The organism is Streptococcus mitis (assembly GCF_965111735.1).
Taxonomy (GTDB): domain Bacteria; phylum Bacillota; class Bacilli; order Lactobacillales; family Streptococcaceae; genus Streptococcus; species Streptococcus mitis_DR.
In genome coordinates this window covers 2,050,160-2,075,533 of the sequence record NZ_OZ217346.1, presented here as the reverse complement: position 1 = coordinate 2,075,533, position 25,374 = coordinate 2,050,160, and the positions used below count along the sequence as shown (strand labels likewise).

Genomic DNA, 25,374 nt, shown 5'->3' with positions numbered 1-25,374 from the left:
AAAGAAATGAAATGGGAAAATATCAATTAGATGATAAGGGGCGCGCACAAGTGACCCGTTATCACGAGAAACACTCTAAAGGTGGAGCTGGTAAGAAAGAACGCTTGCTCAACCTCAGAGAACAATTTTTAAACAAGAATAAGAAAAAATAAAAGTGAGAGTCAGCTCTCGCTTTTCTCTTAGTGGGAGGTAAGGATGGAATTACGCAGACCGACAATAGTAGATAAGAAGGCTGTTATAGACATGATGGAGGAATTTGAAAAATATCAGTCGCTTCACGACGGTGGTTTCTGGGATACAGAGAACTTTGTGTATGAAGAATGGTTGAATAGTAATCAGGATAAAGAAATGGGGATTAATTTGCCTGAAAATCGTGTTCCTTCTATACAATTTATATCATTTAATGATATAGGTCGTGCTCTAGGGTTTTTAAACTTGCGATTGAGACTGAATGAGGGATTATTGAATTATGCTGGCCACATTGGCTACTCCATTCGTCCATCAGAAAGAGGCAAGGGTTATGCTAAGGAAACTCTCCGTCAGGGCTTGCAAGTTGCTAAGGAAAAGAACATCAAGAGAACTCTTGTGACCTGTAGCGTAAATAATCCTGCTAGCAGAGCAGTCATTTTAGCAAATGGTGGGCTCCTTGAGGATGTTCGTGATGGAGTCGAACGTTATTGGATAGAGGTAGCGAATGAATAATCCAAAACCACAAGAATGGAAAAGCGAGGAACTCAGTCAAGGTCGTATCATTGACTACAAGGCCTTCAACTTTGTAGATGGAGAGGGTGTGCGTAACTCTCTCTATGTATCAGGCTGTATGTTTCACTGCGAGGGTTGTTATAATGTTGCCACTTGGTCTTTCAATGCAGGAATTCCCTACACAGCAGAATTAGAAGAACAGATTATGGCAGATCTCGCTCAACCTTATGTTCAAGGCTTGACCTTGCTGGGAGGGGAGCCTTTTCTCAATACTGGTATTCTTTTGCCACTCGTTAAGCGTATTCGGAAGGAATTGCCAAACAAAGACATCTGGTCATGGACTGGCTACACTTGGGAAGAAATGATGTTGGAGACACAAGATAAACTGGAACTCTTATCACTGATTGACATTCTGGTTGATGGCCGATACGATCGAACTAAGAGAAATCTCATGCTCCAGTTTCGAGGTTCGTCCAATCAACGCATCATCGATGTGCAAAAATCACTCAAAAGTGGGCAAGTAGTGATTTGGGACAAGCTCAATGATGGAAAAGAAAGCTATGAACAGGTGAAGAGAGACTAACTTTCTTCTATAAAAATAGTTAAATAAATGACCCGCCAAAAAAGAAAACATTTTCATGTTAAAAATTTTAAAAAACAGCAACAAATCCCTTGCAATCGCAGGGGCTTTGTGTTATTCTATTATGGTGCTGTAAATTACAGCCTTAGCTTTGATGCAAGAGGTTGCGACACGCTCGGTTGCATTGCCACGCAACACCGCGTCGGTTTTCTTGTGGAGCTAGCCTATTATCTTAAATAGACGAAAAGGAGAAAAAGATGGCAAACAAAAAAATCCGTATCCGTTTGAAAGCTTACGAACACCGTACGCTTGACACAGCGGCTGCAAAAATCGTAGAATCAGCTACTCGTACAGGTGCACAAGTTGCGGGTCCAATCCCACTTCCAACTGAACGTAGCCTCTACACAATCATTCGTGCGACTCACAAATATAAAGATTCTCGCGAACAATTTGAAATGCGTACACACAAACGTTTGATCGATATCGTTAACCCAACTCAAAAAACAGTTGATGCTTTGATGAAATTGGATCTTCCAAGTGGTGTAAACGTAGAAATCAAACTTTAATCTAAAGCTTGATACCTTGAGCATAAAAAACGCTCGTTAAAAACTTTTTGAATAAAAAATATAGAAAAGGAACTATTTTCTCATGACAAAAGGAATCTTAGGGAAAAAAGTGGGAATGACTCAAATCTTCACTGAAGCTGGCGAATTGATCCCTGTAACAGTTATTGAAGCAACTCCAAACGTTGTTCTTCAAGTTAAAACTGTTGAAACAGACGGATACAACGCTATCCAAGTTGGTTTCGATGACAAACGCGAAGTATTGAGCAACAAACCTGCTAAAGGACATGTAGCGAAAGCTAACACGGCTCCTAAGCGCTTCATTCGTGAATTCAAAAACGTTGAAGGCTTGGAAGTTGGTGCTGAAATCACAGTTGAAACATTCGCAGTTGGAGACGTTGTTGACGTAACTGGTACTTCTAAAGGTAAAGGTTTCCAAGGTGTTATCAAACGCCACGGACAATCACGTGGACCAATGGCTCACGGTTCTCGTTACCACCGTCGTCCAGGTTCTATGGGACCTGTTGCACCTAACCGCGTATTCAAAGGTAAAAACCTTGCAGGACGTATGGGTGGCGACCGTGTAACAATTCAAAACCTTGAAGTTGTACAAGTTGTTCCAGAAAAGAACGTTATCCTTATCAAAGGTAACGTACCAGGTGCTAAGAAATCTCTTATCACTATCAAATCAGCAGTTAAAGCTGGTAAATAATAAGGAAAGGGGAATACAGTCAAAATGGCAAATGTAACATTATTCGACCAAACTGGTAAACAAGCGGGCGAAGTTGTTCTTAATGATGCAATCTTTGGTATCGAACCAAATGAATCTGTTGTGTTTGATGTGATCATCAGCCAACGTGCTAGCCTTCGTCAAGGAACTCACGCAGTTAAAAACCGCTCAGCTGTTTCAGGTGGCGGACGCAAACCATGGCGTCAAAAAGGAACTGGACGTGCTCGTCAAGGTTCTATCCGCTCTCCACAATGGCGTGGTGGTGGAATCGTCTTCGGACCAACTCCACGTAGCTATGCGTACAAACTTCCTCAAAAAGTTCGTCGCCTTGCGCTTAAATCTGTTTACTCAGAAAAAGTTGCTGAAAATAAATTTGTAGCCGTTGATTCTCTTGAATTCACAGCTCCAAAAACTGCTGAATTTGCAAAAGTTCTTGCAGCTTTGAGCATCGATTCTAAAGTCCTTGTTATTCTTGAAGAAGGAAACGAATTCGCAGCTCTCTCAGCTCGTAACCTTCCAAACGTGAAAGTTGCGACTGCTACAACTGCAAGTGTTCTTGACATCGCAAATAGTGACAAACTTCTTGTTACTCAAGCAGCTATCTCTAAAATCGAGGAGGTTCTTGCATAATGAATTTGTATGATGTTATCAAAAAACCTGTCATCACTGAAAGCTCAATGGCTCAACTTGAAGCAGGAAAATATGTATTTGAAGTTGACACTCGTGCACACAAACTTTTGATCAAGCAAGCTGTTGAAGCTGCTTTCGAAGGTGTTAAAGTTGCCAACGTTAACACAATCAACGTAAAACCAAAAGCTAAACGTGTTGGACGTTACACTGGTTTTACTAACAAAACTAAAAAAGCTATCATCACACTTACAGCTGATTCAAAAGCAATCGAGTTGTTTGCTGCTGAAGCTGAATAATCTAAGGAGGAAATATCGTGGGAATTCGTGTTTATAAACCAACAACAAACGGTCGCCGTAATATGACTTCTTTGGATTTCGCTGAAATCACAACAAGCACTCCTGAAAGATCATTGCTTGTTGCATTGAAGAGCAAGGCTGGTCGTAATAACAACGGTCGTATCACAGTTCGTCACCAAGGTGGTGGACACAAACGTTTCTACCGTTTGGTTGACTTCAAACGTAACAAAGACAACGTTGAAGCAGTTGTTAAAACAATCGAGTACGATCCAAACCGTTCTGCAAACATCGCTCTTGTACACTACACTGACGGTGTGAAAGCGTACATCATCGCTCCAAAGGGTCTTGAAGTAGGTCAACGTATCGTTTCAGGTCCAGAAGCAGATATCAAAGTCGGAAACGCTCTTCCACTTGCTAACATCCCAGTTGGTACTTTGATCCACAACATTGAGTTGAAACCAGGTCGTGGTGGTGAATTGGTACGTGCTGCTGGAGCTTCTGCTCAAGTATTGGGTCAAGAAGGTAAATACGTTCTTGTTCGTCTTCAATCAGGTGAAGTTCGTATGATTCTTGGAACTTGCCGTGCTACAGTTGGTGTTGTCGGAAACGAACAACACGGACTTGTAAACCTTGGTAAAGCAGGACGTAGCCGTTGGAAAGGTATCCGCCCAACAGTTCGTGGTTCTGTAATGAACCCTAACGATCACCCACACGGTGGTGGTGAAGGTAAAGCACCAGTTGGTCGTAAAGCACCATCTACTCCATGGGGCAAACCTGCTCTTGGTCTTAAAACTCGTAACAAGAAAGCGAAATCTGACAAACTTATCGTTCGTCGTCGCAACGAGAAATAATATTAAACTAGTCGCTTAAGCAACTAGTAAATCCGCCAGCTCGGTAGCGCTCCATAGGAGCGCAAGCCGCTGTGGTACAACATTTAAAGGAGAAAATATAAAAATGGGACGCAGTCTTAAAAAAGGACCTTTCGTCGATGAGCATTTGATGAAAAAAGTTGAAGCTCAAGCTAACGACGAAAAGAAAAAAGTTATTAAAACTTGGTCACGTCGTTCAACGATCTTCCCAAGTTTCATTGGTTATACTATTGCAGTTTATGACGGACGTAAACACGTACCTGTTTACATCCAAGAAGACATGGTAGGTCACAAACTTGGTGAATTTGCACCAACTCGTACTTACAAAGGTCACGCTGCAGACGATAAGAAAACACGTAGAAAATAAGGAGAACATAAATGGCAGAAATTACTTCAGCTAAAGCAATGGCTCGTACAGTACGTGTTTCACCTCGTAAATCACGTCTTGTTCTTGATAACATCCGTGGTAAAAGCGTAGCCGATGCAATCGCAATCTTGACATTCACTCCAAACAAAGCTGCTGAAATCATCTTGAAAGTTTTGAACTCAGCTGTAGCTAACGCTGAAAATAACTTTGGTTTGGATAAAGCTAACTTGGTAGTATCTGAAGCATTCGCAAACGAAGGACCAACCATGAAACGTTTCCGTCCACGTGCGAAAGGTTCAGCTTCACCAATCAATAAACGTACAGCTCACATCACTGTAGCTGTTGCAGAAAAATAAGGAGGTAAAATCGTGGGTCAAAAAGTACATCCAATTGGTATGCGTGTCGGCATCATCCGTGATTGGGATGCCAAATGGTATGCTGAAAAAGAATACGCGGATTACCTTCATGAAGATCTTGCAATCCGTAAATTCGTTCAAAAAGAACTTGCTGACGCAGCAGTTTCAACTATCGAAATCGAACGCGCAGTAAACAAAGTTAACGTTTCACTTCACACTGCTAAACCAGGTATGGTTATCGGTAAAGGTGGTGCTAACGTTGATGCACTCCGTGCAAAACTTAACAAATTGACTGGAAAACAAGTACACATCAACATCATCGAAATCAAACAACCTGATTTGGATGCTCACCTTGTAGGTGAAGGAATTGCTCGTCAATTGGAGCAACGTGTTGCTTTCCGTCGTGCACAAAAACAAGCAATCCAACGTGCAATGCGTGCTGGAGCTAAAGGAATCAAAACTCAAGTATCAGGTCGTTTGAACGGTGCAGATATCGCCCGTGCTGAAGGATACTCTGAAGGAACTGTTCCACTTCACACACTTCGTGCAGATATCGATTACGCTTGGGAAGAAGCAGATACTACATACGGTAAACTTGGTGTTAAAGTATGGATCTACCGTGGTGAAGTTCTTCCAGCTCGCAAAAACACTAAAGGAGGTAAATAACCAATGTTAGTACCTAAACGTGTTAAACACCGTCGTGAATTCCGTGGAAAAATGCGCGGTGAAGCAAAAGGTGGAAAAGAAGTAGCATTCGGTGAATACGGTCTTCAAGCTACAACTAGCCACTGGATTACTAACCGCCAAATCGAAGCTGCTCGTATCGCCATGACTCGTTACATGAAACGTGGTGGTAAAGTTTGGATTAAAATCTTCCCACACAAATCATACACTGCTAAAGCTATCGGTGTGCGTATGGGATCTGGTAAAGGGGCACCTGAAGGTTGGGTAGCACCAGTTAAACGTGGCAAAGTGATGTTCGAAATCGCTGGTGTATCTGAAGAGATCGCTCGTGAAGCGCTTCGTCTTGCTAGCCACAAATTGCCAGTTAAATGTAAATTCGTAAAACGTGAAGCAGAATAAGGAGAAGGCATGAAACTTAATGAAGTAAAAGAATTTGTTAAAGAACTTCGTGGTCTTTCTCAAGAAGAACTCGCGAAGCGCGAAAACGAATTGAAAAAAGAATTGTTTGAACTTCGTTTCCAAGCTGCTACTGGTCAATTGGAACAAACAGCTCGCTTGAAAGAAGTTAAAAAACAAATCGCTCGTATCAAAACAGTTCAATCTGAAGCGAAATAATAGACTAGGGAAGGAGAAATTTCAATGGAACGCAATAATCGTAAAGTTCTTGTTGGACGTGTTGTATCTGACAAAATGGACAAGACAATCACAGTTGTAGTTGAAACAAAACGTAACCACCCAGTCTATGGTAAACGTATTAACTACTCTAAAAAATACAAAGCTCATGATGAAAACAATGTTGCCAAAGAAGGTGATATCGTTCGTATCATGGAAACTCGCCCGCTTTCAGCTACAAAACGTTTCCGTCTTGTAGAAGTTGTTGAAGAAGCGGTCATCATCTAATCAAACCTGAAAGGAGAAAACTGAAATGATTCAAACAGAAACTCGTTTGAAAGTCGCAGACAACAGCGGTGCTCGCGAAATCTTGACTATCAAAGTTCTTGGTGGTTCAGGACGTAAATTTGCAAACATCGGTGATGTTATTGTGGCATCTGTAAAACAAGCTACTCCTGGTGGTGCGGTTAAAAAAGGTGACGTTGTTAAAGCAGTTATCGTTCGTACTAAATCAGGTGCTCGTCGTGCTGATGGTTCATACATCAAATTTGACGAAAACGCAGCAGTTATCATCCGTGAAGACAAAACTCCTCGCGGAACACGTATCTTTGGCCCAGTTGCACGTGAATTGCGTGAAGGTGGCTTCATGAAGATCGTGTCACTTGCTCCAGAAGTACTTTAATTTTTAGAAACAAACTAGTCCCCTGGATTTACCTCCAGGGTGCCCTTATGGGCGTAAGAAAAATCAAGGAGAAACCTAATGTTTGTAAAAAAAGGCGACAAAGTTCGCGTAATCGCTGGTAAAGATAAGGGAACAGAAGCTGTTGTCCTTACTGCCCTTCCAAAAGTAAACAAAGTTATCGTTGAAGGTGTTAACATCGTTAAGAAACACCAACGTCCAACTAACGAGCTTCCTCAAGGTGGTATCATCGAGAAAGAAGCAGCTATCCACGTATCAAACGTTCAAGTATTGGACAAAAATGGTGTAGCTGGTCGTGTTGGTTACAAATTTGTAGACGGTAAAAAAGTTCGCTACAACAAAAAATCAGGCGAAGTGCTTGATTAATCACGAAGGAAAGGAGAAGTATAATGGCAAATCGTTTAAAAGAAAAATATCTTAATGAAGTAGTTCCTGCTTTGACAGAACAATTCAACTACTCATCAGTGATGGCTGTGCCTAAAGTAGATAAGATCGTTTTGAACATGGGTGTTGGTGAAGCTGTATCAAACGCTAAAAGCCTTGAAAAAGCTGCTGAAGAATTGGCACTTATCTCAGGTCAAAAACCACTTATCACTAAAGCTAAAAAATCAATCGCCGGCTTCCGTCTTCGTGAAGGTGTTGCGATCGGTGCAAAAGTTACCCTTCGTGGTGAACGTATGTACGAATTCTTGGATAAATTGGTTTCAGTTTCACTTCCACGTGTACGTGACTTCCACGGTGTTCCAACAAAATCATTTGATGGACGCGGAAACTACACACTTGGTGTGAAAGAACAATTGATCTTCCCAGAAATCAACTTTGATGACGTTGACAAAACTCGTGGTCTTGACATCGTTATCGTAACAACTGCTAACACTGACGAAGAGTCACGTGCATTGCTTACAGGCCTTGGAATGCCTTTTGCAAAATAATATAGGAGGTAAATCTAATGGCTAAAAAATCAATGATTGCTAAGAACAAACGTCCAGCGAAGTTCTCTACTCAAGCTTATACTCGTTGTGAAAAATGTGGCCGTCCACATTCAGTTTACCGCAAATTTAAACTTTGCCGTGTTTGCTTCCGTGAATTAGCTTACAAAGGACAAATCCCTGGTGTAACAAAAGCATCTTGGTAATTTAAGATATCAAGGGCGTCAAAACTCTAAGTGAAAATAGGAAACTTGACGAAGAAACTGAAGTTTCTAGGAAAGTTTATCTTTTTCACACAGAGTTTAGCCCGGGTTCAGTTGGGCTTGCCAATTTGAACACGAGCTACAGCTTTGGCAAAAAAGACCAATTTTCTTTGGAGCATCGCTCCTACATCAAATTGCCTATTTTTGCTTTTGCTGTTACGCTCTTTGTATCATGTATTAACTAGCAAGTGCAACTTGCAAACTACTAGTAAGAGGAGAAAAACAAAATGGTTATGACTGACCCAATCGCAGACTTCCTAACTCGTATTCGTAACGCTAACCAAGCTAAACACGAAGTACTTGAAGTACCTGCATCTAACATCAAAAAAGGGATTGCTGAAATCCTTAAACGCGAAGGTTTTGTAAAAAACGTTGAAATCATCGAAGATGACAAACAAGGCATCATCCGTGTATTCCTTAAATACGGACCAAACGGTGAAAAAGTTATCACTAACTTGAAACGTGTTTCTAAACCAGGACTTCGTGTCTACAAAAAACGTGAAGACCTTCCAAAAGTTCTTAACGGACTTGGAATTGCTATCCTTTCAACTTCTGAAGGTTTGCTTACTGATAAAGAAGCACGCCAAAAGAATGTTGGTGGAGAAGTTATCGCTTACGTTTGGTAATATTTAGCTCCCAATTTCTTTGTGACTCTTCGTTATCGTCTCTTGCCTAACCCAAAGTTATGCCTGCGAGACGCTGCCTAGATTCACTTTGAAATTGAAACCTAAATGTCCCTTTAAATCGAGAAATCGATTTAACCCCGTGAAAACTGGCCATTCTGGCCTGACAATTTAACAGGAGAAAATAAACATGTCACGTATTGGTAATAAAGTTATCGTGTTGCCTGCTGGTGTTGAACTCACTAACAATGACAACGTTGTAACTGTAAAAGGACCTAAAGGAGAACTTACTCGTGAGTTCTCAAAAGATATTGAAATCCGTGTGGAAGGTACTGAAGTAACTCTTCACCGTCCAAACGATTCAAAAGAAATGAAAACTATCCACGGAACTACTCGTGCCCTTTTGAACAACATGGTTGTTGGTGTATCTGAAGGATTCAAGAAAGAACTTGAAATGCGCGGGGTTGGTTACCGTGCACAACTTCAAGGATCTAAACTTGTTTTGGCTGTTGGTAAATCTCATCCAGACGAAGTTGAAGCTCCAGAAGGAATTACTTTTGAACTTCCAAACCCAACAACAATCGTTGTTAGCGGGATTTCAAAAGAAGTAGTTGGTCAAACAGCTGCTTACGTACGTAGCCTTCGTTCACCAGAACCATATAAAGGTAAAGGTATCCGTTACGTTGGTGAATTCGTTCGCCGTAAAGAAGGTAAAACAGGTAAATAATGTTGAGTGGTTGATTTTCAACCACCAACCTATTTTCCAACTTTGTGCATAGCACACGATTTAAAACTAAAGAGGTGAAAACTGTGATTTCAAAACCAGATAAAAACAAACTCCGCCAAAAACGCCACCGTCGCGTTCGCGGAAAACTCTCTGGAACTGCTGATCGCCCACGTTTGAACGTATTCCGTTCTAATACAGGCATCTACGCTCAAGTGATTGATGACGTAGCGGGTGTAACGCTCGCAAGTGCTTCAACTCTTGACAAAGAAGTTTCAAAAGGAACTAAAACTGAACAAGCCGTTGCTGTCGGTAAACTCGTTGCAGAACGTGCAAACGCTAAAGGTATTTCAGAAGTGGTGTTCGACCGCGGTGGATATCTATATCACGGACGTGTGAAAGCTTTGGCTGATGCAGCTCGTGAAAACGGATTGAAATTCTAATAGGAGGACACTAGAAAATGGCATTTAAAGACAATGCAGTTGAATTAGAAGAACGCGTAGTTGCTGTCAACCGTGTTACAAAAGTTGTTAAAGGTGGACGTCGTCTTCGTTTCGCAGCTCTTGTTGTTGTTGGTGACCACAACGGTCGCGTAGGATTTGGTACTGGTAAAGCTCAAGAAGTTCCAGAAGCAATCCGTAAAGCAGTAGATGATGCTAAGAAAAACTTGATCGAAGTTCCTATGGTTGGAACAACAATCCCACACGAAGTTCTTTCAGAATTCGGTGGAGCTAAAGTATTGTTGAAACCTGCTGTAGAAGGTTCTGGAGTTGCCGCTGGAGGTGCAGTTCGTGCCGTTGTGGAATTGGCAGGTGTGGCAGATATTACATCTAAATCACTTGGTTCTAACACTCCAATCAACATTGTTCGTGCAACTGTTGAAGGTTTGAAACAATTGAAACGCGCTGAAGAAGTTGCTGCCCTTCGTGGTATTTCAGTTTCTGATTTGGCATAAGAAAGGGGATAAAATGGCTCAAATTAAAATTACTTTGACTAAGTCTCCAATCGGACGCATTCCATCACAACGTAAAACTGTTGTAGCACTTGGACTTGGCAAATTGAACAGCTCTGTTATTAAAGAAGATAACGCTGCTATCCGTGGTATGATCACTGCAGTATCTCACTTGGTAACAGTTGAAGAAGTAAACTAATGAATTTTTAGGGGATGTGCACTATACCATCCCCTAAAACTAGATATAGTCATCTATGATGACGTCGTATAGGCGAGTTGATTGGGGAGACAACCTTTTCTCCCTTATCGGCGCTAGCATTTTACAAAAGAGGAGAAAATAAAAATGAAACTTCATGAATTGAAACCTGCAGAAGGTTCTCGTAAAGTACGTAACCGCGTTGGTCGTGGTACTTCATCAGGTAACGGTAAAACATCTGGTCGTGGTCAAAAAGGTCAAAAAGCTCGTAGCGGTGGCGGAGTTCGCCTTGGTTTTGAAGGTGGACAAACTCCATTGTTCCGTCGTCTTCCAAAACGTGGATTCACTAACATCAACGCTAAAGAATACGCAATTGTGAACCTTGACCAATTGAACGTCTTTGAAGATGGTGCTGAAGTTACTCCAGTTGTTCTTATCGAAGCAGGAATTGTTAAAGCTGAAAAATCAGGTATTAAAGTTCTTGGTAACGGTGAGTTGACTAAGAAATTGACTGTGAAAGCAGCTAAATTCTCTAAATCAGCTGAAGAAGCTATCACTGCTAAAGGTGGTTCAGTAGAAGTCATCTAAGAGAGGTGACCTATGTTTTTTAAATTATTAAGAGAAGCTCTTAAAGTCAAGCAGGTTCGATCAAAAATTTTATTTACAATTTTTATCGTTTTGGTCTTTCGTATCGGAACTAGCATTACAGTTCCTGGTGTGAATGCCAATAGCTTGAATGCTTTAAGTGGATTATCCTTCTTAAACATGTTGAGCTTGGTGTCAGGAAATGCCATGAAAAACTTCTCAGTTTTTGCTCTTGGTGTTAGTCCCTACATTACGGCCTCTATCGTTGTCCAACTCTTGCAAATGGATATTTTACCCAAATTTGTAGAGTGGGGTAAACAAGGGGAAGTAGGTCGAAGAAAATTAAATCAAGCTACTCGTTATATTGCTCTTGTTCTAGCCTTTGTGCAATCTATCGGGATTACAGCAGGTTTTAATACTTTAGCTGGAGCTCAATTGTTGAAAACAGCTCTTACACCACAAGTCTTTATCATGATTGGTATCATCTTAACAGCTGGTAGTATGATTGTGACTTGGTTGGGAGAGCAAATTACAGATAAGGGATACGGAAATGGTGTTTCTATGATTATCTTTGCCGGGATTGTTGCCTCAATTCCAGAGATGATTCAAGGCATCTATGTTGACTACTTTGTGAACGTCCCAAGTAGCCGTATCAACTCATCTATCATTTTCGTAATCATTTTGATTATTACTGTATTGTTGATTATTTATTTTACAACTTATGTTCAACAAGCAGAATACAAAATTCCAATCCAATATACTAAGGTTGCACAAGGTGCTCCATCTAGCTCTTACCTTCCTTTGAAAGTAAACCCTGCTGGAGTTATCCCTGTTATCTTTGCAAGTTCGATTACTGCAGCGCCTGCGGCTATTCTTCAGTTTTTGAGCGCCACAGGTCATGATTGGGCTTGGGTAAGAACAGCACAAGAAATGCTGGCAACAACTTCACCAACTGGTATTGCTATGTATGCTTTATTGATTATTCTCTTTACATTCTTCTATACGTTTGTACAGATTAATCCTGAAAAAGCGGCAGAAAACTTACAAAAGAGCGGTGCTTATATCCACGGAGTTCGTCCTGGTAAAGGTACAGAAGAATATATGTCTAAACTTCTTCGTCGTCTTGCAACGGTTGGTTCTCTCTTCCTTGGTGTGATTTCGATTTTACCGATCGTAGCAAAAGATGTTTTCGGACTTTCAGAAGCAGTTGCTTTTGGAGGAACTAGTCTTTTGATCATTATCTCTACAGGTATTGAAGGAATCAAACAATTGGAAGGTTACCTATTGAAACGTAAGTATGTTGGTTTCATGGACAGAACAGAATAAAAGTATTTACTGAGTCAGTAAATGCTGAGGGAGTGGAGGTTTAACTCTAACATTAGTGAGAGTTTGGTCTCCCCTCTTCTATTTTGTTTTTAAATAGGGGTGAAAAGACTTTTTGCTTCTATTTAAAAATAAAATAAGGAGATCAAATCATGAATCTTTTGATTATGGGCTTACCTGGTGCAGGTAAGGGAACTCAAGCAGCAAAAATCGTAGAACAATTCCATGTTGCACATATCTCAACAGGTGATATGTTCCGTGCTGCTATGGCAAATCAAACTGAAATGGGTGTTCTTGCTAAGTCATACATTGACAAGGGTGAATTGGTTCCTGACGAAGTTACAAATGGAATCGTAAAAGAACGTCTTTCACAAGATGATATTAAAGAAACAGGATTCTTGTTGGATGGTTACCCACGTACGATCGAACAAGCTCATGCCTTGGACAAAACATTGGCTGAACTTGGCATTGAACTAGAAGGTGTTATCAATATTGAAGTGAATCCAGATAGCCTCTTGGAACGTTTGAGTGGCCGTATCATCCACCGCGTAACTGGAGAAACTTTCCACAAGGTCTTTAACCCACCAGTTGACTATAAAGAAGAAGATTACTACCAACGTGAAGATGATAAGCCTGAGACAGTAAAACGTCGTTTGGATGTGAATATTGCTCAAGGAGAACCAATCATTGCTCACTACCGTGCCAAAGGTTTGGTTCATGACATCGAAGGTAATCAAGATATCAATGATGTCTTCTCAGATATCGAAAAAGTATTGACAAATTTGAAATAAAGCGTTTTTCACACTTGCAAAAATCCGCTACAAATGTTATACTGAGATAGTCTGACTTATAATTGTTGTCTCTGTGTCTAGAGGCATCGAATCGAAATTTATGGAGGTGCTTTTGCGTGGCAAAAGACGATGTGATTGAAGTTGAAGGCAAAGTAGTTGATACAATGCCGAATGCAATGTTTACGGTTGAACTTGAAAATGGACATCAGATTTTAGCAACAGTTTCTGGTAAAATTCGTAAAAACTATATTCGTATTTTAGCGGGAGATCGTGTTACTGTCGAAATGAGTCCATATGACTTGACACGTGGACGTATCACTTACCGCTTTAAATAATCGAAAAACTTGGAGGGATAAGAAATGAAAGTAAGACCATCGGTCAAACCAATTTGCGAATACTGTAAAGTTATTCGTCGTAATGGTCGTGTTATGGTAATTTGCCCAGCAAATCCAAAACACAAACAACGTCAAGGATAAGATAGAAAGGAGAAAACATGGCTCGTATTGCTGGAGTTGACATTCCAAATGACAAACGCGTAGTAATCTCATTGACTTATGTTTATGGTATCGGACTTGCAACATCTAAGAAAATTTTGGCTGCTGCTGGAATCTCAGAAGATGTTCGTGTACGTGATCTTACATCAGATCAAGAAGATGCTATCCGTCGTGAAGTGGATGCAATCAAAGTTGAAGGTGACCTTCGTCGTGAAGTAAACTTGAACATCAAACGTTTGATGGAAATCGGTTCATACCGTGGTATCCGTCACCGTCGTGGACTTCCTGTCCGTGGACAAAACACTAAAAACAACGCTCGCACTCGTAAAGGTAAAGCTGTTGCGATTGCTGGTAAGAAAAAATAATATAGGAGGTAAAAGTCTTGGCTAAACCAACACGTAAACGTCGTGTGAAAAAGAATATCGAATCTGGTATTGCTCATATTCACGCTACATTTAATAACACTATTGTTATGATTACTGATGTGCATGGTAATGCAATTGCTTGGTCATCAGCTGGTGCTCTTGGTTTCAAAGGTTCTCGTAAATCTACACCATTCGCTGCTCAAATGGCTTCTGAAGCTGCTGCTAAATCTGCACAAGAACACGGTCTTAAATCAGTTGAAGTTACTGTAAAAGGTCCAGGTTCTGGTCGTGAGTCAGCTATTCGTGCGCTTGCTGCCGCTGGTCTTGAAGTAACAGCAATTCGTGATGTGACTCCAGTGCCACACAATGGTGCTCGTCCTCCAAAACGTCGCCGTGTATAATCATCGCATTACACTGCTTTTCGTTTAAGAGGGAGTAACTAAATGATCGAGTTTGAAAAACCAAATATAACAAAAATTGATGAAAATAAAGATTATGGCAAGTTTGTAATCGAACCACTTGAACGTGGCTACGGTACAACTCTTGGTAACTCTCTTCGTCGTGTACTTCTAGCTTCTCTACCAGGAGCAGCTGTGACATCTATCAACATTGATGGTGTGTTACATGAGTTTGACACAGTTCCAGGTGTTCGTGAAGACGTGATGCAAATCATTCTGAACATTAAAGGAATTGCAGTGAAATCGTACGTTGAAGACGAAAAAATCATCGAACTGGATGTTGAAGGTCCTGCTGAAGTAACAGCTGGTGACATTTTGACAGATAGCGATATTGAAATTGTAAATCCAGATCATTATCTCTTTACAATCGGTGAAGGTTCTTCTCTAAAAGCGACTATGACTGTTAACAGTGGTCGTGGATATGTACCTGCTGATGAAAATAAAAAAGATAATGCACCAGTTGGAACACTTGCTGTAGATTCTATTTATACACCAGTTACAAAAGTCAACTATCAAGTGGAACCTGCTCGTGTAGGTAGCAATGATGGATTTGACAAATTAACCCTTGAAATCTTGACTAATGGAACAATTATTCCAGAAGATGCTTTAGGGCTTTCAGCACGTATTTTGACAGAACATCTTGATTTGTTTACAAATCTTACTGAGATTGCTAAGTCAACTGAAGTGATGAAAGAAGCTGACACTGAATCTGACGACCGTATTTTGGATCGTACGATTGAGGAACTGGACTTGTCTGTGCGTTCATACAACTGTTTGAAACGTGCCGGTATCAATACTGTGCATGATTTGACAGAAAAATCTGAAGCAGAGATGATGAAAGTACGAAATCTTGGACGCAAGAGTTTGGAAGAAGTGAAATTCAAACTTATTGATTTGGGTCTTGGATTAAAAGATAAATAAAGGAGGAATAAATGGCTTACCGTAAACTAGGACGCACTAGCTCACAACGTAAAGCAATGCTTCGCGATTTGACAACTGACCTTTTGATCAACGAATCAATCGTGACAACTGAAGCTCGTGCTAAAGAAATCCGTAAAACTGTTGAAAAAATGATTACTCTAGGTAAACGTGGTGATTTGCATGCACGTCGTCAAGCAGCTGCTTTCGTACGTAATGAAATCGCATCTGAAAACTATGATGAAGCAACTGACAAGTACACTTCTACTACAGCACTTCAAAAATTGTTCTCAGAAATTGCACCTCGTTATGCTGAACGTAACGGTGGATACACTCGTATCCTTAAAACTGAACCACGTCGTGGTGATGCAGCGCCAATGGCGATCATCGAACTAGTATAAAATCATCAATTTTGTTGAGTGTTATGATGATGGAGTCTTGTGCTCTTAGTCTAGCTCTGGTCTACCGCTAGGATTTCGGTCCTAGCGGGAACACTCATCATAAGTTGGGATAGTAGACGCTTGTTTACGAAATTGTTTTTTGCTTAAGAACAACTTCGTAAGCAGGCGTTTTTGAGTATTTTGGCTCTTTGTCAACTGTAGTGGGTTGAAATAATAGTCTTGAACCTAAGACAAAATAGTTCTCAGCCACAAAAAAGCTAGAGATTTCCAATTGCGGAACTGAACTGCACCCCAAAAGTTAGACAGAAAAAATCTAACTTTTGGGGTGTTTTATTATGAAATTGAGTTATGAAGATAAAGTTCAGATCTATGAACTTAGAAAACAAGGATATAGCTTAGAGAAGCTTTCAAATAAATTTGAGATAAACAATTCTAATCTTAGGTACATGATTAAATTGATTGATCGTTACGGAATAGAGTTCGTCAAAAAAGGGAAAAATCGTTACTATTCTCCTCATTTAAAACAAGAAATGATTAATAAAGTCTTACATGAAAACTGGTCTCAAGATAGAGTTTCTCTCAAATATGCTCTCCCAAATCGTGGTATGCTTCCAAATTGGCTAGCACAATATAAGAAAAACGGGTATACTATTGTTGAGAAAACAAGAGGGAGACCAACTAAAATGGGACGTAAACGGAAGAAAACCTGGGAAGAAATGACAGAACTAGAGCGACTCCAAGAGGAGAATGAACGCTTACGGACTGAGGTGGCCTACCTAAAAAAGTTAAAAGAGCTGGAAGACAGGGACGAAGCCTTAGAGCGAGAAAGGCAGAGACAATTAGAGAAATGGCTTCAGGAGGATTTCGACTAGATTTACTTCTTGAAACAGCACGTTTAGCTCGCTCAACTTACTATTATCAGTTGAAACAACTGGATGGGCTTGATAAAGATAAAGAGCTTAAAACCGAAATTCAGGCCATTTATAATGACCATAAAGGAAATTATGGCTATCGTAGAGTTACTCTTGAATTGAGGAATCGTGGTCATATAGTAAACCATAAGAAGGTCCAACGTCTGATGAAAGTCCTTGGTTTAACAGCTCGAATTCGCCGGAAACGAAAGTATTCTTCCTACCAAGGAGAGATTGGTAAGAAAGCAGAGAATCTCATTCAACGTCAGTTTGAAGCATCAAGGCCAATGGAAAAGTGCTATACGGATGTGACAGAGTTTGCCATTCCAAATAGCACACAGAAACTCTATTTATCGCCAGTTTTAGATGGATTTAATAGCGAAATTATCGCCTATAATCTTTCAACTTCACCAAACTTAGAACAAGTGAAAGCTATGTTAAACCAGGCCTTTACAGAGAAACACTACGAGCATACGATTCTCCATAGCGATCAAGGCTGGCAATACCAACACGATTTTTATCATCGGTTCCTAGAGAGTAAGGGAATTCAAGCATCCATGTCACGCAAGGGCAACAGCCCAGACAATGGCATGATGGAGTCCTTCTTTGGCATTTTGAAATCTGAAATGTTTTATGGTTATGAGAAGCACTTTAGGTCTTTAGAAGACCTTGAACAAGCTATTGTGGACTACATTGATTACTACAACAACAAACGAATTAAAGTCAAACTAAAAGGACTTAGCCCTGTGCAATACAGAACTAAATCCTTTCAATAATTATTTGTCCAACTTTTGGGGGTCAGTACAAACTCTAGCTTTTTAATTTTGAGTCGTTCTCTTATTGTATTTTAGGAGGTTATTAGCCATAAGTACCACCCCTATGTCAATTCTCACTTGACGCTTCCCTCTCAGATTACATCTCTTGTAACCCAAACAAGCCTTTATCTGCCCAAAGACAGGTTCCACATCAATCTTGCGTTGAGCGAAAATCTGTCTACCTTCGGGAGATAAAAGCGCCTGACATTCTTTAGCTTTCAAGTTTTGATAGCGTTCGTTCATATACAGTCCCTTTTGAGGGGCTGATTCAGGTTCATCAGCGTAGTAAACCTTGATTTCCTGTTGAAAGTCCGTCTGTGTTTTCTGATGTTTGATATGGTGAAAACGATAATACCAGCTATCAGGATGTGTGTAGCTATCCTCCTTGTCATCATAGTGCCAATTCGCTAAGTTTCTAGCTGACTGTTTATACCCTCTCTTCTGTTCCTTGTCAAACATGGCATATTTAATCAGATGGTTCACCCCCTTTTCATCTAAACGAAGGAGGTTCTCTTCACTTCCATATCCAGCATCTGCAACAACTGTCTTCAAGTCATGCGGATAGGTTTCAAGGAATGGCAGAAGAGTCTTGGTGTCTGTCGGATTTGAGAAGACATCATAGTGAAGAACAAATTGGTTTTCAGTAGCGATTTGAAGATTATAAGCAGCCTTGAGTTGGCCATTTTTCATATAATCTTCTTTCATTCGCATAAAAGTGTCATCTGGATCGGTTTTGGAAAAGCTGTTGCGCCCTTCAAATGTCTCTTGATACTTCTTATACTTTTCAGCACGTACTGAAAAATCCTCCTTGACTTTACGCAAGACTTCCTTGAGTTTACGACGCGGGGTTTTACGTTCATCCTTCCCTTTAACGGGTGTCTCCTCAATGTCCTGGTTCAATTTTTTCAATTCTCCTTCAAGGACTTGAGCGAATGCAAGCAACTGCTCTGAGGAGATAGGCTCTTGTGTATCCAGTTCGATAGCTTGATAGATAAGGGGAGTGATTTCTTCTTGAAAATAGTTCTGTATCTGTTCTTGCAGTTTGGCGGAGAATTTCTCTGTCGCTTTCTTCCACACAAAACTATACTTGTTGGCATTGGCTTCAATCTTAGTCCCGTCAATAAACAGACAATCTAAGGTCACTAACTCTTCCATTTTTAAACGAAGATTGAGGTCCATGAAAAGATTACGTATGAGTTCTTCCATCCCTTCAGCGACTCGAAAACGATTGATGGTGCGGTAGCTGACAACCAACGGTCCTGTTAGGTACTGCATAGCGAGGTTTTCAATCATCATTTTTTCGATTTTTCGTCCAGAGAAAATCCCTTGTGAATAGGCAAATAGAAGAGTAGCTATAAGCATTTTAGGGTGATAAGACGGGCGACCAAAGGCATGATAGAAGGCATGGAAGTGACAATCCTCCAAGGTATTCACCACTTTTTCAATAGTAAAGATGAGATGGTCTTGTGGTAAGAAAGAACTGATTTCTAGTGGTAAAGTTGTTTGATTTGTGTTATAGTGAATATGCATGGGATGGCCTTTCTAAATGGTTTATTAAGCAATTCTATTTTACCAAGACTATCGTAACCATGCAAAAAAGCAACGGCAAATCCGTTGTTTTTTTGGGAAATAAGGGACTATTGTCCCAGACTCCTTTTATCTGGAAATTAAGAAATGAGCATATTTCTTTCCTTGTTTGGCGGAATTGGTTATAATATACGGTACAAAGGAATGAATGAATATGTATCGTGTTATAGAAATGTACGGAGATTTTGAACCTTGGTGGTTCTTAGAAGGTTGGGAAGAAGATATTGTAGCAAGTAAGAAATTTGACCAGTATTATGATGCTCTCAAATACTACAAGACTTGCTGGTTTAGATTGGAACAAGAATCCCCTCTTTATAAAAGCAGAAGCGACTTAATGACCATTTTTTGGGACCCAGAAGACCAACGCTGGTGCGATGAATGTGATGAGTATTTACAACAATACCATTCTTTGGCTCTTTTACAGGACGAGCAGGTTATCCCAGATGAAAAACTACGCCCAGGCTATGAAAAACAAACCGGTCAGGAAAGACATCGTTCTTGCCGTATGAAATTAAAATAGAGAAAAAGTAACTTTTTTTTGAGTTGCTTTTTTTTATTTTTCCAAATTTTTGCGAATAGTATAGGTGAGGAGGTAAGTATGGTTCAAGAAATTGCACAAGAAATCATTCGTTCCGCTCGTAAAAAAGGAGCGCAGGATATTTATTTTGTCCCTAAGTTAGACGCCTATGAGCTTCATATGAGGGTGGGAGACGAGCGCTGTAAAATTGGTTGCTATGATTTCGAAAAGTTTGCGGCCGTCATCAGTCATTTCAAGTTTGTGGCAGGTATGAATGTTGGAGAAAAGCGACGTAGTCAGCTAGGTTCCTGTGATTATGAATATGATCAGAAGATGGTATCCCTACGTTTATCTACTGTAGGCGATTATCGAGGTCATGAGAGTTTAGTTATTCGCTTGTTGCACGATGAGGAGCAGGACTTGCATTTTTGGTTTCAGGATATTGAAGAACTGGGCAAGCAGTACAGGCAACGGGGACTATATCTTTTTGCTGGTCCAGTCGGCAGTGGTAAGACGACCTTGATGCACGAATTAGCCAAGTCTCTTTTTAAGGGACAACAAGTCATGTCCATTGAAGATCCGGTAGAAATCAAACAAGAGGATATGCTCCAGTTGCAGTTGAATGAAGCAATCGGACTAACCTATGAAAATCTCATCAAACTGTCCTTGCGTCATCGACCAGATCTCTTGATTATCGGAGAAATTCGGGACAGTGATACGGCGCGTGCAGTGGTTAGAGCTAGTTTGACAGGGGCAACAGTCTTTTCAACCATTCATGCCAAGAGTATTCGAGGTGTTTATGAACGCCTGCTGGAGTTGGGTGTGAGTAAGGAGGAATTAGCAGTCGTTCTACAAGGAGTCTGCTACCAGAGATTAATCGGGGGAGGAGGAATCGTTGACTTTGCAAGCAAAGACTATCAAGAACACCAGCCAACTAGCTGGAATGAACAGATTGATCAGCTTCTTAAAGATGGATATATCACAAGTCTTCAGGCTGAAACGGAAAAAATTAGCTACAGCTAAGCAAAAAAATATCATCACCCTGTTTAACAATCTCTTTTCCAGCGGTTTTCATCTGGTGGAGATCATCTCCTTTTTAGATAGGAGTGCCTTGTTGGATAAGCAGTGTGTGATCCAGATGCGTACAGGCTTGTCTCAGGGCAAATCATTCTCAGAAATGATGGAAAGTTTGGGATTTTCAAGTGCCATTGTCACTCAGTTATCCCTAGCGGAAGTCCATGGAAATCTCCACCTGAGTTTGGGAAAGATAGAAGAGTATCTAGACAATCTGGCCAAGGTCAAGAAAAAACTAATTGAAGTAGCGACCTATCCTTTGATTTTGCTGGGTTTTCTTCTCTTAATCATGCTGGGGCTACGGAACTACCTACTACCACAACTGGATAGTAGCAATATTGCCACCCAAATTATCGGCAATCTGCCACAAATCTTTTTAGGAATGGTAGGGTTTGTTTCTCTACTTGCCCTTTTAGCACTAACTTTTTATAAAAGAAGTTCTAAGATGCGCGTCTTTTCTATCTTAGCACGCCTTCCCTTTCTTGGAATCTTTGTGCAGACCTATTTGACAGCCTATTATGCGCGTGAGTGGGGGAATATGATTTCGCAGGGGATGGAGCTGACGCAGATTTTTCAGATGATGCAGGAACAAGGTTCCCAGCTCTTTAAAGAAATCGGTCAAGATCTGGCTCAATCCCTACAAAATGGCCGCGAATTTTCTCAAACCATAGCAACCTATCCTTTCTTTAAAAAGGAGTTGAGTCTCATTATTGAGTATGGTGAAGTCAAGTCCAAGCTGGGGAGTGAGTTGGAAATCTATGCTGAAAAAACTTGGGAAGCCTTTTTTACCCGAGTTAACCGCACCATGAATTTGGTGCAGCCACTGGTTTTTATCTTTGTGGCACTGATTATCGTTTTACTTTATGCGGCAATGCTGATGCCCATGTATCAAAATATGGAGGTAAATTTTTAAAATGAAAAAAATGATGACATTCTTGAAAAAAGCTAAGGTTAAAGCTTTTACTCTGGTAGAGATGTTGGTGGTCTTGCTCATCATCAGCGTGCTTCTCTTGCTCTTTGTACCTAATTTGACCAAGCAAAAAGAGGCGGTCAATGACAAAGGAAAAGCTGCTGTTGTTAAGGTGGTGGAAAGTCAGGCAGAGCTTTATAGCTTGGATAAAAATGAAGATGCTAGCCTAAGTAAGTTACAAGCAGATGGGCGAATCACAGAAGAACAGGCTAAAGCTTATAAAGAATACCATGCTAAACAAAATACCAGTCAAACCGTTGCAGATTAAGGCCTTTACAATGCTTGAAAGTCTCTTGGTTTTGGGACTTGTAAGTATGATTGCCTTGGGCTTGTCCGGTTCTGTCCAGTCCACTTTTGCAGCGGTAGAGGAGCAGATTTTCTTTATGGAGTTTGAAGAACTCTATCGGGGAACCCAAAAACGCAGTGTAGCCAGTCAGCAAAAGACTAGTCTAAACTTAGATGGGCAGACTATCAGTAACGGCAGTCAAAAGTTGACAGTTCCTAAAGGCATTCAAGCACCATCAGGCCAAAGTATTACATTTGACCGAGCTGGGGGAAATTCGTCCCTGGCTAAGATTGAATTTCAGACCAGTAAAGGAGCAATTCGCTATCAATTATATCTAGGAAATGGAAAAATTAAACGCATTAAGGAAACAAAAAATTAGGGCAGTGATTTTACTAGAAGCAGTAGTAGCTCTAGCTATCTTTGCCAGCATTGCGACTCTTCTTTTGGGACAAATTCAGAAAAATAGGCAGGAAGAAGCAAAAATCTTGCAGAAAGAAGAAGTTGTGCGTGTAGCTAAGATGGTCCTGCAGACAGGTCAAAATCAGTTGAACATCAACGGAGTTGAGATTCAGGTGTTTTCTAGTGAAAAGGGATTGGAGGTTTATCATGGTTCAGAACAGTTGTTGGCTATCAAAGAGCCATAAAATCAAGGCTTTTACCCTGTTAGAATCCCTGATTGCTCTCATTGTCATCAGTGGGAGTTTACTTCTCTTTCAAGCCATGAGTCAGCTCCTCATTTCAGAAGTTCGCTACCAGCAACAAAGCGAGCAAAAAGAGTGGCTCTTGTTTGTGGATCAGCTAGAGGCAGAATTAGACCGTTCGCAGTTCGAAAAAGTAGAAGGCAATCGTATCTATATGAAGCAGGATGGTAAGGATATCTCTATTGGTAAGTCAAAATCGGACGATTTTCGAAAAACCGATGCCGGTGGACGAGGTTATCAGCCCATGGTTTATGGCCTCAAATCAGCTCAGATTACAGAGGATAAGCAATTGGTTCGTTTTCGTTTCCAGTTTCAGAAAGGCTTAGAAAGGGAGTTCATCTATCGTGTGGAAAAAGAAAAAAGTTAAGGCAGGAGTTCTCCTCTATGCAGTCACCATTTCAGCCATTTTCAGCCTTTTATTGCAGTTCTATTTGAACCGACAAGTCGCCCACTATCAAGACTATGCTGTAAATAAAGAAAAGTTAATCGCTTTTGCCATGGCTAAACGAACCAAGGATAAAGCCGAGCAAGAAAGTGGGGAGCAGGTCTTTAATCTAGGTCAGGTAAGCTATCAAAACAAGAAAACTGGCTTGGTGACGACGGTTCGTACGCCTAAGAGTCAATATGAGTTCCTATTTCCTTCAGTCAAAATCAAAGAAGAGAAAACGGATAAAAAGGAAAAGGTAGTGACTGATTCAAGTAATCAAGCGGAAAAGAAAAAATCAGAAGAGAAGTCTGAAAAGAAAGAGAATTCCTAGTCAATTCAACTACTTTGTGCTAAACTAAAAATATGAAACATGATTTTAACCACAAAGCAGAAACTTTCGATTCCCCTAAAAATATCTTTCTTGCAAACTTGGTTTGTCAAGCAGTTGAGAAACAGATTGATTTTCTATCAGACAAAGAAATTTTGGATTTCGGCGGAGGAACGGGTCTGTTAGCCTTGCCCCTAGCCAAGCAGGCTAAATCTGTCACTCTTGTAGACATTTCTGAGAAAATGCTGGAGCAAGCTCGTTTGAAAGCGGAGCAGCAAGACATCAAGAATATCCAGTTTTTGGAACAAGATTTATTGAAAAGTCCCTTGAAGCAAGAGTTTGATCTCATTGTTGTTTGTCGGGTTCTTCATCATATGCCTGATGTGGATGCAGCTCTCTCACTGTTTCATCAACATTTGAGGAAAGATGGACAACTCCTCATTGCTGATTTTACCAAGGCGGAAGCTAACCATCACGGCTTTGAATTGACTGAACTGGAAAAACAGCTAATTGAGAACGGTTTTTCATCTGTGCATAGTCAGACTCTCTATAGCGCTGACGACCTTTTTCAGGGAAATTATTCAGAACTCTTTTTTACAGTATCCCAAAAATCACTCGCCTAGTCAGGGAGTGATTTTTCTATAAGGATGGAAAAAAGGAGGGAAATTTGATAAGATAGGAATATGGATTTTGAAAAAATTGAACAAGCTTATACGTATTTACTAGAGAATGTCCAAATCATCCAAAGTGATTTGACGACCAATTTTTATGACGCCTTGGTGGAGCAAAACAGCATCTATCTGGATGGTGAGACTGAGCTAAATCAGGTAAAAGAGAACAATCAAGCCCTTAAGCGTTTAGCGCTTCGCAAGGAAGAATGGCTCAAGACCTACCAATTTCTCTTGATGAAGGCAGGGCAGACAGAGCCCCTACAGGCCAATCATCAGTTTACACCAGATGCCATTGCTTTACTTTTGGTGTTTATTGTGGAAGAGCTGTTTAAAGAGGAGGAAATTACGATCCTCGAAATGGGGTCTGGGATGGGGATTCTGGGCGCTACTTTCTTGACCTCGCTGGCTAAAAAGGTGGATTACTTGGGAATGGAAGTAGATGATTTGTTGATTGATTTGGCAGCTAGTATGGCAGATGTAATTGGTTTGCAGGCTGGCTTTGTCCAAGGAGATGCCGTTCGTCCACAAATGCTCAAAGAAAGCGATGTGGTCATCAGCGACTTGCCTGTCGGATATTATCCTGATGATGCCGTTGCGTCGCGCCATCAAGTTGCTTCTAGACAAGAACATACCTACGCCCATCACTTGCTCATGGAACAAGGACTTAAGTATCTCAAATCAGATGGCTATGCTATTTTTCTAGCTCCGAGTGATTTGTTGACCAGTCCTCAGAGTGATTTATTGAAAGGCTGGTTGAAAGAGGAGGCAAATCTAGTTGCCATAATCAGTCTCCCTGAAAATCTCTTTGCTAATGCTAAACAATCCAAGACTATTTTTATCTTACAAAAGAAAAGTGAAATAGCAGGAGAGCCTTTTGTTTATCCACTTGCAAGCCTGCAAGATGCAAGTGTTTTAATGAAATTTAAAGAAAATTTTCAAAAATGGACTCAAGGTACTGAAATATAAAATAGATTTT

At 40.5% G+C, this 25,374-nt stretch carries 45 protein-coding genes; 44 read left to right on the top strand and 1 reads right to left on the bottom strand.

The features are described from left to right. Positions 1-11: 11 nt before the first annotated feature. The 33 genes from ACLV7W_RS10125 to ACLV7W_RS09965 all read left to right on the top strand — a co-directional run bounded on the left by ACLV7W_RS10125 (position 12) and on the right by ACLV7W_RS09965 (position 17,798). Positions 12-152 (top strand): hypothetical protein, encoded by a 141-nt coding sequence (locus ACLV7W_RS10125; protein ID WP_000521618.1) that lies wholly within the window; start codon positions 12-14, stop codon positions 150-152. 43 nt (positions 153-195) lie between these two features. Next, positions 196-702: a GNAT family N-acetyltransferase gene (locus ACLV7W_RS10120; protein ID WP_411865887.1), complete on the top strand. Its 507-nt coding sequence runs from the start codon at positions 196-198 to the stop codon at positions 700-702. Beyond that, complete coding sequence (gene nrdG / locus ACLV7W_RS10115; protein WP_411865886.1) at positions 695-1,285, top strand: anaerobic ribonucleoside-triphosphate reductase activating protein; 591 nt, start codon at positions 695-697, stop codon at positions 1,283-1,285. The genes ACLV7W_RS10120 and nrdG overlap by 8 nt, the downstream gene beginning before the upstream one ends. A gap of 254 nt (positions 1,286-1,539) precedes the next feature. Beyond that, positions 1,540-1,848: a 30S ribosomal protein S10 gene (gene rpsJ / locus ACLV7W_RS10110; protein ID WP_001284513.1), complete on the top strand. Its 309-nt coding sequence runs from the start codon at positions 1,540-1,542 to the stop codon at positions 1,846-1,848. A gap of 82 nt (positions 1,849-1,930) precedes the next feature. After that, positions 1,931-2,557, top strand: a complete 627-nt coding sequence (gene rplC / locus ACLV7W_RS10105) for a 50S ribosomal protein L3 (protein ID WP_084926326.1) — start codon at positions 1,931-1,933, stop codon at positions 2,555-2,557. Between the two features lie 24 nt (positions 2,558-2,581). After that, the gene (rplD, locus tag ACLV7W_RS10100; protein WP_000024547.1) at positions 2,582-3,205 is read left to right on the top strand and encodes a 50S ribosomal protein L4; all 624 of its coding nucleotides are present in this window, start codon (positions 2,582-2,584) and stop codon (positions 3,203-3,205) included. Beyond that, entirely contained in the window at positions 3,205-3,501 is a 297-nt protein-coding gene (locus tag ACLV7W_RS10095) for a 50S ribosomal protein L23 (RefSeq protein WP_001055347.1), read from the top strand. Before rplD ends, ACLV7W_RS10095 begins: the two co-directional genes overlap by 1 nt. A 17-nt stretch (positions 3,502-3,518) precedes the next feature. After that, positions 3,519-4,352 carry a 50S ribosomal protein L2 gene (rplB, locus tag ACLV7W_RS10090; RefSeq protein WP_411865885.1) on the top strand — a complete coding sequence of 278 codons (834 nt, stop codon included), beginning with the start codon at positions 3,519-3,521 and terminating at the stop codon, positions 4,350-4,352. Between the two features lie 103 nt (positions 4,353-4,455). Continuing rightward, positions 4,456-4,737 carry a 30S ribosomal protein S19 gene (gene rpsS, locus ACLV7W_RS10085; protein ID WP_000533766.1) on the top strand — a complete coding sequence of 94 codons (282 nt, stop codon included), beginning with the start codon at positions 4,456-4,458 and terminating at the stop codon, positions 4,735-4,737. Between the two features lie 11 nt (positions 4,738-4,748). Continuing rightward, positions 4,749-5,093: a 50S ribosomal protein L22 gene (gene rplV, locus ACLV7W_RS10080; protein ID WP_000818137.1), complete on the top strand. Its 345-nt coding sequence runs from the start codon at positions 4,749-4,751 to the stop codon at positions 5,091-5,093. Between the two features lie 12 nt (positions 5,094-5,105). Continuing rightward, positions 5,106-5,759, top strand: coding sequence for a 30S ribosomal protein S3 (gene rpsC, locus ACLV7W_RS10075; RefSeq protein WP_000529936.1), 654 nt, complete (start codon positions 5,106-5,108; stop codon positions 5,757-5,759). Positions 5,760-5,762: 3 nt separating this feature from the next. Continuing rightward, positions 5,763-6,176 carry a 50S ribosomal protein L16 gene (rplP, locus tag ACLV7W_RS10070; protein ID WP_000960946.1) on the top strand — a complete coding sequence of 138 codons (414 nt, stop codon included), beginning with the start codon at positions 5,763-5,765 and terminating at the stop codon, positions 6,174-6,176. 9 nt (positions 6,177-6,185) lie between these two features. Beyond that, positions 6,186-6,392 (top strand): 50S ribosomal protein L29, encoded by a 207-nt coding sequence (gene rpmC / locus ACLV7W_RS10065; RefSeq protein WP_000772918.1) that lies wholly within the window; start codon positions 6,186-6,188, stop codon positions 6,390-6,392. A gap of 24 nt (positions 6,393-6,416) precedes the next feature. Beyond that, a complete protein-coding gene (gene rpsQ / locus ACLV7W_RS10060) occupies positions 6,417-6,677 on the top strand; it encodes a 30S ribosomal protein S17 (protein WP_000440801.1) in 261 nt (86 codons plus the stop codon). 25 nt (positions 6,678-6,702) lie between these two features. Then, a complete protein-coding gene (gene rplN, locus ACLV7W_RS10055) occupies positions 6,703-7,071 on the top strand; it encodes a 50S ribosomal protein L14 (protein ID WP_000616545.1) in 369 nt (122 codons plus the stop codon). Between the two features lie 78 nt (positions 7,072-7,149). After that, the gene (gene rplX, locus ACLV7W_RS10050) at positions 7,150-7,455 is read left to right on the top strand and encodes a 50S ribosomal protein L24 (protein ID WP_000497691.1); all 306 of its coding nucleotides are present in this window, start codon (positions 7,150-7,152) and stop codon (positions 7,453-7,455) included. A gap of 23 nt (positions 7,456-7,478) precedes the next feature. After that, a complete protein-coding gene (gene rplE, locus ACLV7W_RS10045; RefSeq protein ID WP_000013542.1) occupies positions 7,479-8,021 on the top strand; it encodes a 50S ribosomal protein L5 in 543 nt (180 codons plus the stop codon). Between the two features lie 17 nt (positions 8,022-8,038). Continuing rightward, positions 8,039-8,224: a type Z 30S ribosomal protein S14 gene (locus ACLV7W_RS10040; protein WP_001085697.1), complete on the top strand. Its 186-nt coding sequence runs from the start codon at positions 8,039-8,041 to the stop codon at positions 8,222-8,224. Between the two features lie 284 nt (positions 8,225-8,508). Next, complete coding sequence (rpsH, locus tag ACLV7W_RS10035; protein WP_000245504.1) at positions 8,509-8,907, top strand: 30S ribosomal protein S8; 399 nt, start codon at positions 8,509-8,511, stop codon at positions 8,905-8,907. Positions 8,908-9,094: 187 nt separating this feature from the next. Further along, positions 9,095-9,631, top strand: coding sequence for a 50S ribosomal protein L6 (gene rplF, locus ACLV7W_RS10030; protein ID WP_000086640.1), 537 nt, complete (start codon positions 9,095-9,097; stop codon positions 9,629-9,631). A gap of 83 nt (positions 9,632-9,714) precedes the next feature. Next, positions 9,715-10,071, top strand: coding sequence for a 50S ribosomal protein L18 (rplR, locus tag ACLV7W_RS10025; RefSeq protein ID WP_000624044.1), 357 nt, complete (start codon positions 9,715-9,717; stop codon positions 10,069-10,071). A gap of 17 nt (positions 10,072-10,088) precedes the next feature. Continuing rightward, on the top strand, positions 10,089-10,583 hold the full coding sequence (rpsE, locus tag ACLV7W_RS10020; RefSeq protein WP_000874202.1) for a 30S ribosomal protein S5: 495 nt from the start codon (positions 10,089-10,091) through the stop codon (positions 10,581-10,583). 13 nt (positions 10,584-10,596) lie between these two features. After that, the gene (gene rpmD, locus ACLV7W_RS10015; RefSeq protein ID WP_000057241.1) at positions 10,597-10,779 is read left to right on the top strand and encodes a 50S ribosomal protein L30; all 183 of its coding nucleotides are present in this window, start codon (positions 10,597-10,599) and stop codon (positions 10,777-10,779) included. Between the two features lie 144 nt (positions 10,780-10,923). Then, positions 10,924-11,364 carry a 50S ribosomal protein L15 gene (gene rplO, locus ACLV7W_RS10010; protein WP_000766088.1) on the top strand — a complete coding sequence of 147 codons (441 nt, stop codon included), beginning with the start codon at positions 10,924-10,926 and terminating at the stop codon, positions 11,362-11,364. A 12-nt stretch (positions 11,365-11,376) separates the two neighbouring features. Beyond that, positions 11,377-12,687 carry a preprotein translocase subunit SecY gene (gene secY / locus ACLV7W_RS10005; protein WP_000465403.1) on the top strand — a complete coding sequence of 437 codons (1,311 nt, stop codon included), beginning with the start codon at positions 11,377-11,379 and terminating at the stop codon, positions 12,685-12,687. A 149-nt stretch (positions 12,688-12,836) separates the two neighbouring features. Beyond that, on the top strand, positions 12,837-13,475 hold the full coding sequence (locus ACLV7W_RS10000; protein ID WP_001050436.1) for an adenylate kinase: 639 nt from the start codon (positions 12,837-12,839) through the stop codon (positions 13,473-13,475). 116 nt (positions 13,476-13,591) lie between these two features. After that, a complete protein-coding gene (infA, locus tag ACLV7W_RS09995) occupies positions 13,592-13,810 on the top strand; it encodes a translation initiation factor IF-1 (RefSeq protein WP_001029883.1) in 219 nt (72 codons plus the stop codon). A gap of 24 nt (positions 13,811-13,834) precedes the next feature. Next, complete coding sequence (gene rpmJ / locus ACLV7W_RS09990) at positions 13,835-13,951, top strand: 50S ribosomal protein L36 (protein ID WP_001808836.1); 117 nt, start codon at positions 13,835-13,837, stop codon at positions 13,949-13,951. Positions 13,952-13,968: 17 nt separating this feature from the next. Next, positions 13,969-14,334 carry a 30S ribosomal protein S13 gene (gene rpsM, locus ACLV7W_RS09985; RefSeq protein WP_000090781.1) on the top strand — a complete coding sequence of 122 codons (366 nt, stop codon included), beginning with the start codon at positions 13,969-13,971 and terminating at the stop codon, positions 14,332-14,334. 17 nt (positions 14,335-14,351) lie between these two features. Beyond that, a complete protein-coding gene (rpsK, locus tag ACLV7W_RS09980; RefSeq protein ID WP_001118385.1) occupies positions 14,352-14,735 on the top strand; it encodes a 30S ribosomal protein S11 in 384 nt (127 codons plus the stop codon). Between the two features lie 42 nt (positions 14,736-14,777). Further along, positions 14,778-15,713 (top strand): DNA-directed RNA polymerase subunit alpha, encoded by a 936-nt coding sequence (locus ACLV7W_RS09975; RefSeq protein ID WP_000568987.1) that lies wholly within the window; start codon positions 14,778-14,780, stop codon positions 15,711-15,713. An 11-nt stretch (positions 15,714-15,724) separates the two neighbouring features. After that, positions 15,725-16,111: a 50S ribosomal protein L17 gene (rplQ, locus tag ACLV7W_RS09970; RefSeq protein ID WP_000331493.1), complete on the top strand. Its 387-nt coding sequence runs from the start codon at positions 15,725-15,727 to the stop codon at positions 16,109-16,111. Positions 16,112-16,446: 335 nt separating this feature from the next. After that, a protein-coding gene (locus ACLV7W_RS09965; protein ID WP_134813905.1) for an IS3 family transposase occupies positions 16,447-17,798 on the top strand; the annotation gives its coding sequence in 2 pieces (ribosomal slippage) (positions 16,447-16,888 and positions 16,888-17,798; 1,353 coding nt in all). Between the two features lie 42 nt (positions 17,799-17,840). Here ACLV7W_RS09965 and ACLV7W_RS09960 read toward each other — a convergent pair. Further along, positions 17,841-19,367 carry an IS1182 family transposase gene (locus ACLV7W_RS09960; protein WP_411865884.1) on the bottom strand — a complete coding sequence of 509 codons (1,527 nt, stop codon included), beginning with the start codon at positions 19,365-19,367 and terminating at the stop codon, positions 17,841-17,843. Between ACLV7W_RS09960 and ACLV7W_RS09955 the strand changes: the two genes are divergently transcribed. The 11 genes from ACLV7W_RS09955 to ACLV7W_RS09905 all read left to right on the top strand — a co-directional run bounded on the left by ACLV7W_RS09955 (position 19,328) and on the right by ACLV7W_RS09905 (position 25,364). Further along, the gene (locus tag ACLV7W_RS09955) at positions 19,328-19,552 is read left to right on the top strand and encodes a hypothetical protein (RefSeq protein WP_411865883.1); all 225 of its coding nucleotides are present in this window, start codon (positions 19,328-19,330) and stop codon (positions 19,550-19,552) included. The two genes, ACLV7W_RS09960 and ACLV7W_RS09955, sit on opposite strands and share 40 nt — an antisense overlap. Positions 19,553-19,578: 26 nt before the next feature. Beyond that, positions 19,579-19,944, top strand: a complete 366-nt coding sequence (locus tag ACLV7W_RS09950; protein WP_000286409.1) for a DUF1033 family protein — start codon at positions 19,579-19,581, stop codon at positions 19,942-19,944. 78 nt (positions 19,945-20,022) lie between these two features. Next, positions 20,023-20,964 carry a competence type IV pilus ATPase ComGA gene (comGA, locus tag ACLV7W_RS09945; protein WP_411865882.1) on the top strand — a complete coding sequence of 314 codons (942 nt, stop codon included), beginning with the start codon at positions 20,023-20,025 and terminating at the stop codon, positions 20,962-20,964. Then, positions 20,912-21,928 carry a competence type IV pilus assembly protein ComGB gene (comGB, locus tag ACLV7W_RS09940; RefSeq protein ID WP_411865944.1) on the top strand — a complete coding sequence of 339 codons (1,017 nt, stop codon included), beginning with the start codon at positions 20,912-20,914 and terminating at the stop codon, positions 21,926-21,928. Before comGA ends, comGB begins: the two co-directional genes overlap by 53 nt. Position 21,929: 1 nt before the next feature. Continuing rightward, entirely contained in the window at positions 21,930-22,253 is a 324-nt protein-coding gene (comGC, locus tag ACLV7W_RS09935; RefSeq protein WP_000738641.1) for a comG operon protein ComGC, read from the top strand. Next, positions 22,216-22,650 (top strand): competence type IV pilus minor pilin ComGD, encoded by a 435-nt coding sequence (gene comGD, locus ACLV7W_RS09930; RefSeq protein ID WP_411865881.1) that lies wholly within the window; start codon positions 22,216-22,218, stop codon positions 22,648-22,650. Before comGC ends, comGD begins: the two co-directional genes overlap by 38 nt. Beyond that, positions 22,613-22,915 (top strand): competence type IV pilus minor pilin ComGE, encoded by a 303-nt coding sequence (gene comGE / locus ACLV7W_RS09925; protein WP_411865880.1) that lies wholly within the window; start codon positions 22,613-22,615, stop codon positions 22,913-22,915. The genes comGD and comGE overlap by 38 nt, the downstream gene beginning before the upstream one ends. After that, positions 22,878-23,339: a competence type IV pilus minor pilin ComGF gene (comGF, locus tag ACLV7W_RS09920; protein ID WP_411865879.1), complete on the top strand. Its 462-nt coding sequence runs from the start codon at positions 22,878-22,880 to the stop codon at positions 23,337-23,339. The genes comGE and comGF overlap by 38 nt, the downstream gene beginning before the upstream one ends. Continuing rightward, on the top strand, positions 23,317-23,730 hold the full coding sequence (gene comGG / locus ACLV7W_RS09915) for a competence type IV pilus minor pilin ComGG (protein ID WP_322741434.1): 414 nt from the start codon (positions 23,317-23,319) through the stop codon (positions 23,728-23,730). The genes comGF and comGG overlap by 23 nt, the downstream gene beginning before the upstream one ends. Before the next feature lie 32 nt (positions 23,731-23,762). Next, entirely contained in the window at positions 23,763-24,350 is a 588-nt protein-coding gene (locus tag ACLV7W_RS09910; RefSeq protein ID WP_411865878.1) for a class I SAM-dependent methyltransferase, read from the top strand. Positions 24,351-24,410: 60 nt separating this feature from the next. Beyond that, on the top strand, positions 24,411-25,364 hold the full coding sequence (locus ACLV7W_RS09905) for a class I SAM-dependent methyltransferase (protein WP_411865877.1): 954 nt from the start codon (positions 24,411-24,413) through the stop codon (positions 25,362-25,364). Positions 25,365-25,374 lie beyond the last annotated feature (10 nt).

Coding starts and splice junctions, on each gene's coding strand:
- ACLV7W_RS10125 (WP_000521618.1), top strand. CDS start 12: ATGGGAAAATATCAATTAGATGATAAGGGGCGCGCACAAGTGACCCGT.
- ACLV7W_RS10120 (WP_411865887.1), top strand. CDS start 196: ATGGAATTACGCAGACCGACAATAGTAGATAAGAAGGCTGTTATAGAC.
- nrdG (WP_411865886.1), top strand. CDS start 695: ATGAATAATCCAAAACCACAAGAATGGAAAAGCGAGGAACTCAGTCAA.
- rpsJ (WP_001284513.1), top strand. CDS start 1,540: ATGGCAAACAAAAAAATCCGTATCCGTTTGAAAGCTTACGAACACCGT.
- rplC (WP_084926326.1), top strand. CDS start 1,931: ATGACAAAAGGAATCTTAGGGAAAAAAGTGGGAATGACTCAAATCTTC.
- rplD (WP_000024547.1), top strand. CDS start 2,582: ATGGCAAATGTAACATTATTCGACCAAACTGGTAAACAAGCGGGCGAA.
- ACLV7W_RS10095 (WP_001055347.1), top strand. CDS start 3,205: ATGAATTTGTATGATGTTATCAAAAAACCTGTCATCACTGAAAGCTCA.
- rpsS (WP_000533766.1), top strand. CDS start 4,456: ATGGGACGCAGTCTTAAAAAAGGACCTTTCGTCGATGAGCATTTGATG.
- rplV (WP_000818137.1), top strand. CDS start 4,749: ATGGCAGAAATTACTTCAGCTAAAGCAATGGCTCGTACAGTACGTGTT.
- rplP (WP_000960946.1), top strand. CDS start 5,763: ATGTTAGTACCTAAACGTGTTAAACACCGTCGTGAATTCCGTGGAAAA.
- rpmC (WP_000772918.1), top strand. CDS start 6,186: ATGAAACTTAATGAAGTAAAAGAATTTGTTAAAGAACTTCGTGGTCTT.
- rpsQ (WP_000440801.1), top strand. CDS start 6,417: ATGGAACGCAATAATCGTAAAGTTCTTGTTGGACGTGTTGTATCTGAC.
- rplN (WP_000616545.1), top strand. CDS start 6,703: ATGATTCAAACAGAAACTCGTTTGAAAGTCGCAGACAACAGCGGTGCT.
- rplX (WP_000497691.1), top strand. CDS start 7,150: ATGTTTGTAAAAAAAGGCGACAAAGTTCGCGTAATCGCTGGTAAAGAT.
- rplE (WP_000013542.1), top strand. CDS start 7,479: ATGGCAAATCGTTTAAAAGAAAAATATCTTAATGAAGTAGTTCCTGCT.
- ACLV7W_RS10040 (WP_001085697.1), top strand. CDS start 8,039: ATGGCTAAAAAATCAATGATTGCTAAGAACAAACGTCCAGCGAAGTTC.
- rpsH (WP_000245504.1), top strand. CDS start 8,509: ATGGTTATGACTGACCCAATCGCAGACTTCCTAACTCGTATTCGTAAC.
- rplF (WP_000086640.1), top strand. CDS start 9,095: ATGTCACGTATTGGTAATAAAGTTATCGTGTTGCCTGCTGGTGTTGAA.
- rpsE (WP_000874202.1), top strand. CDS start 10,089: ATGGCATTTAAAGACAATGCAGTTGAATTAGAAGAACGCGTAGTTGCT.
- rpmD (WP_000057241.1), top strand. CDS start 10,597: ATGGCTCAAATTAAAATTACTTTGACTAAGTCTCCAATCGGACGCATT.
- rplO (WP_000766088.1), top strand. CDS start 10,924: ATGAAACTTCATGAATTGAAACCTGCAGAAGGTTCTCGTAAAGTACGT.
- secY (WP_000465403.1), top strand. CDS start 11,377: ATGTTTTTTAAATTATTAAGAGAAGCTCTTAAAGTCAAGCAGGTTCGA.
- ACLV7W_RS10000 (WP_001050436.1), top strand. CDS start 12,837: ATGAATCTTTTGATTATGGGCTTACCTGGTGCAGGTAAGGGAACTCAA.
- rpmJ (WP_001808836.1), top strand. CDS start 13,835: ATGAAAGTAAGACCATCGGTCAAACCAATTTGCGAATACTGTAAAGTT.
- rpsM (WP_000090781.1), top strand. CDS start 13,969: ATGGCTCGTATTGCTGGAGTTGACATTCCAAATGACAAACGCGTAGTA.
- ACLV7W_RS09975 (WP_000568987.1), top strand. CDS start 14,778: ATGATCGAGTTTGAAAAACCAAATATAACAAAAATTGATGAAAATAAA.
- rplQ (WP_000331493.1), top strand. CDS start 15,725: ATGGCTTACCGTAAACTAGGACGCACTAGCTCACAACGTAAAGCAATG.
- ACLV7W_RS09960 (WP_411865884.1), bottom strand. CDS start 19,367: ATGCATATTCACTATAACACAAATCAAACAACTTTACCACTAGAAATC.
- ACLV7W_RS09950 (WP_000286409.1), top strand. CDS start 19,579: ATGTATCGTGTTATAGAAATGTACGGAGATTTTGAACCTTGGTGGTTC.
- comGA (WP_411865882.1), top strand. CDS start 20,023: ATGGTTCAAGAAATTGCACAAGAAATCATTCGTTCCGCTCGTAAAAAA.
- comGB (WP_411865944.1), top strand. CDS start 20,912: ATGGATATATCACAAGTCTTCAGGCTGAAACGGAAAAAATTAGCTACA.
- comGC (WP_000738641.1), top strand. CDS start 21,930: ATGAAAAAAATGATGACATTCTTGAAAAAAGCTAAGGTTAAAGCTTTT.
- comGD (WP_411865881.1), top strand. CDS start 22,216: ATGCTAAACAAAATACCAGTCAAACCGTTGCAGATTAAGGCCTTTACA.
- comGE (WP_411865880.1), top strand. CDS start 22,613: ATGGAAAAATTAAACGCATTAAGGAAACAAAAAATTAGGGCAGTGATT.
- comGF (WP_411865879.1), top strand. CDS start 22,878: ATGGTTCAGAACAGTTGTTGGCTATCAAAGAGCCATAAAATCAAGGCT.
- ACLV7W_RS09910 (WP_411865878.1), top strand. CDS start 23,763: ATGAAACATGATTTTAACCACAAAGCAGAAACTTTCGATTCCCCTAAA.
- ACLV7W_RS09905 (WP_411865877.1), top strand. CDS start 24,411: ATGGATTTTGAAAAAATTGAACAAGCTTATACGTATTTACTAGAGAAT.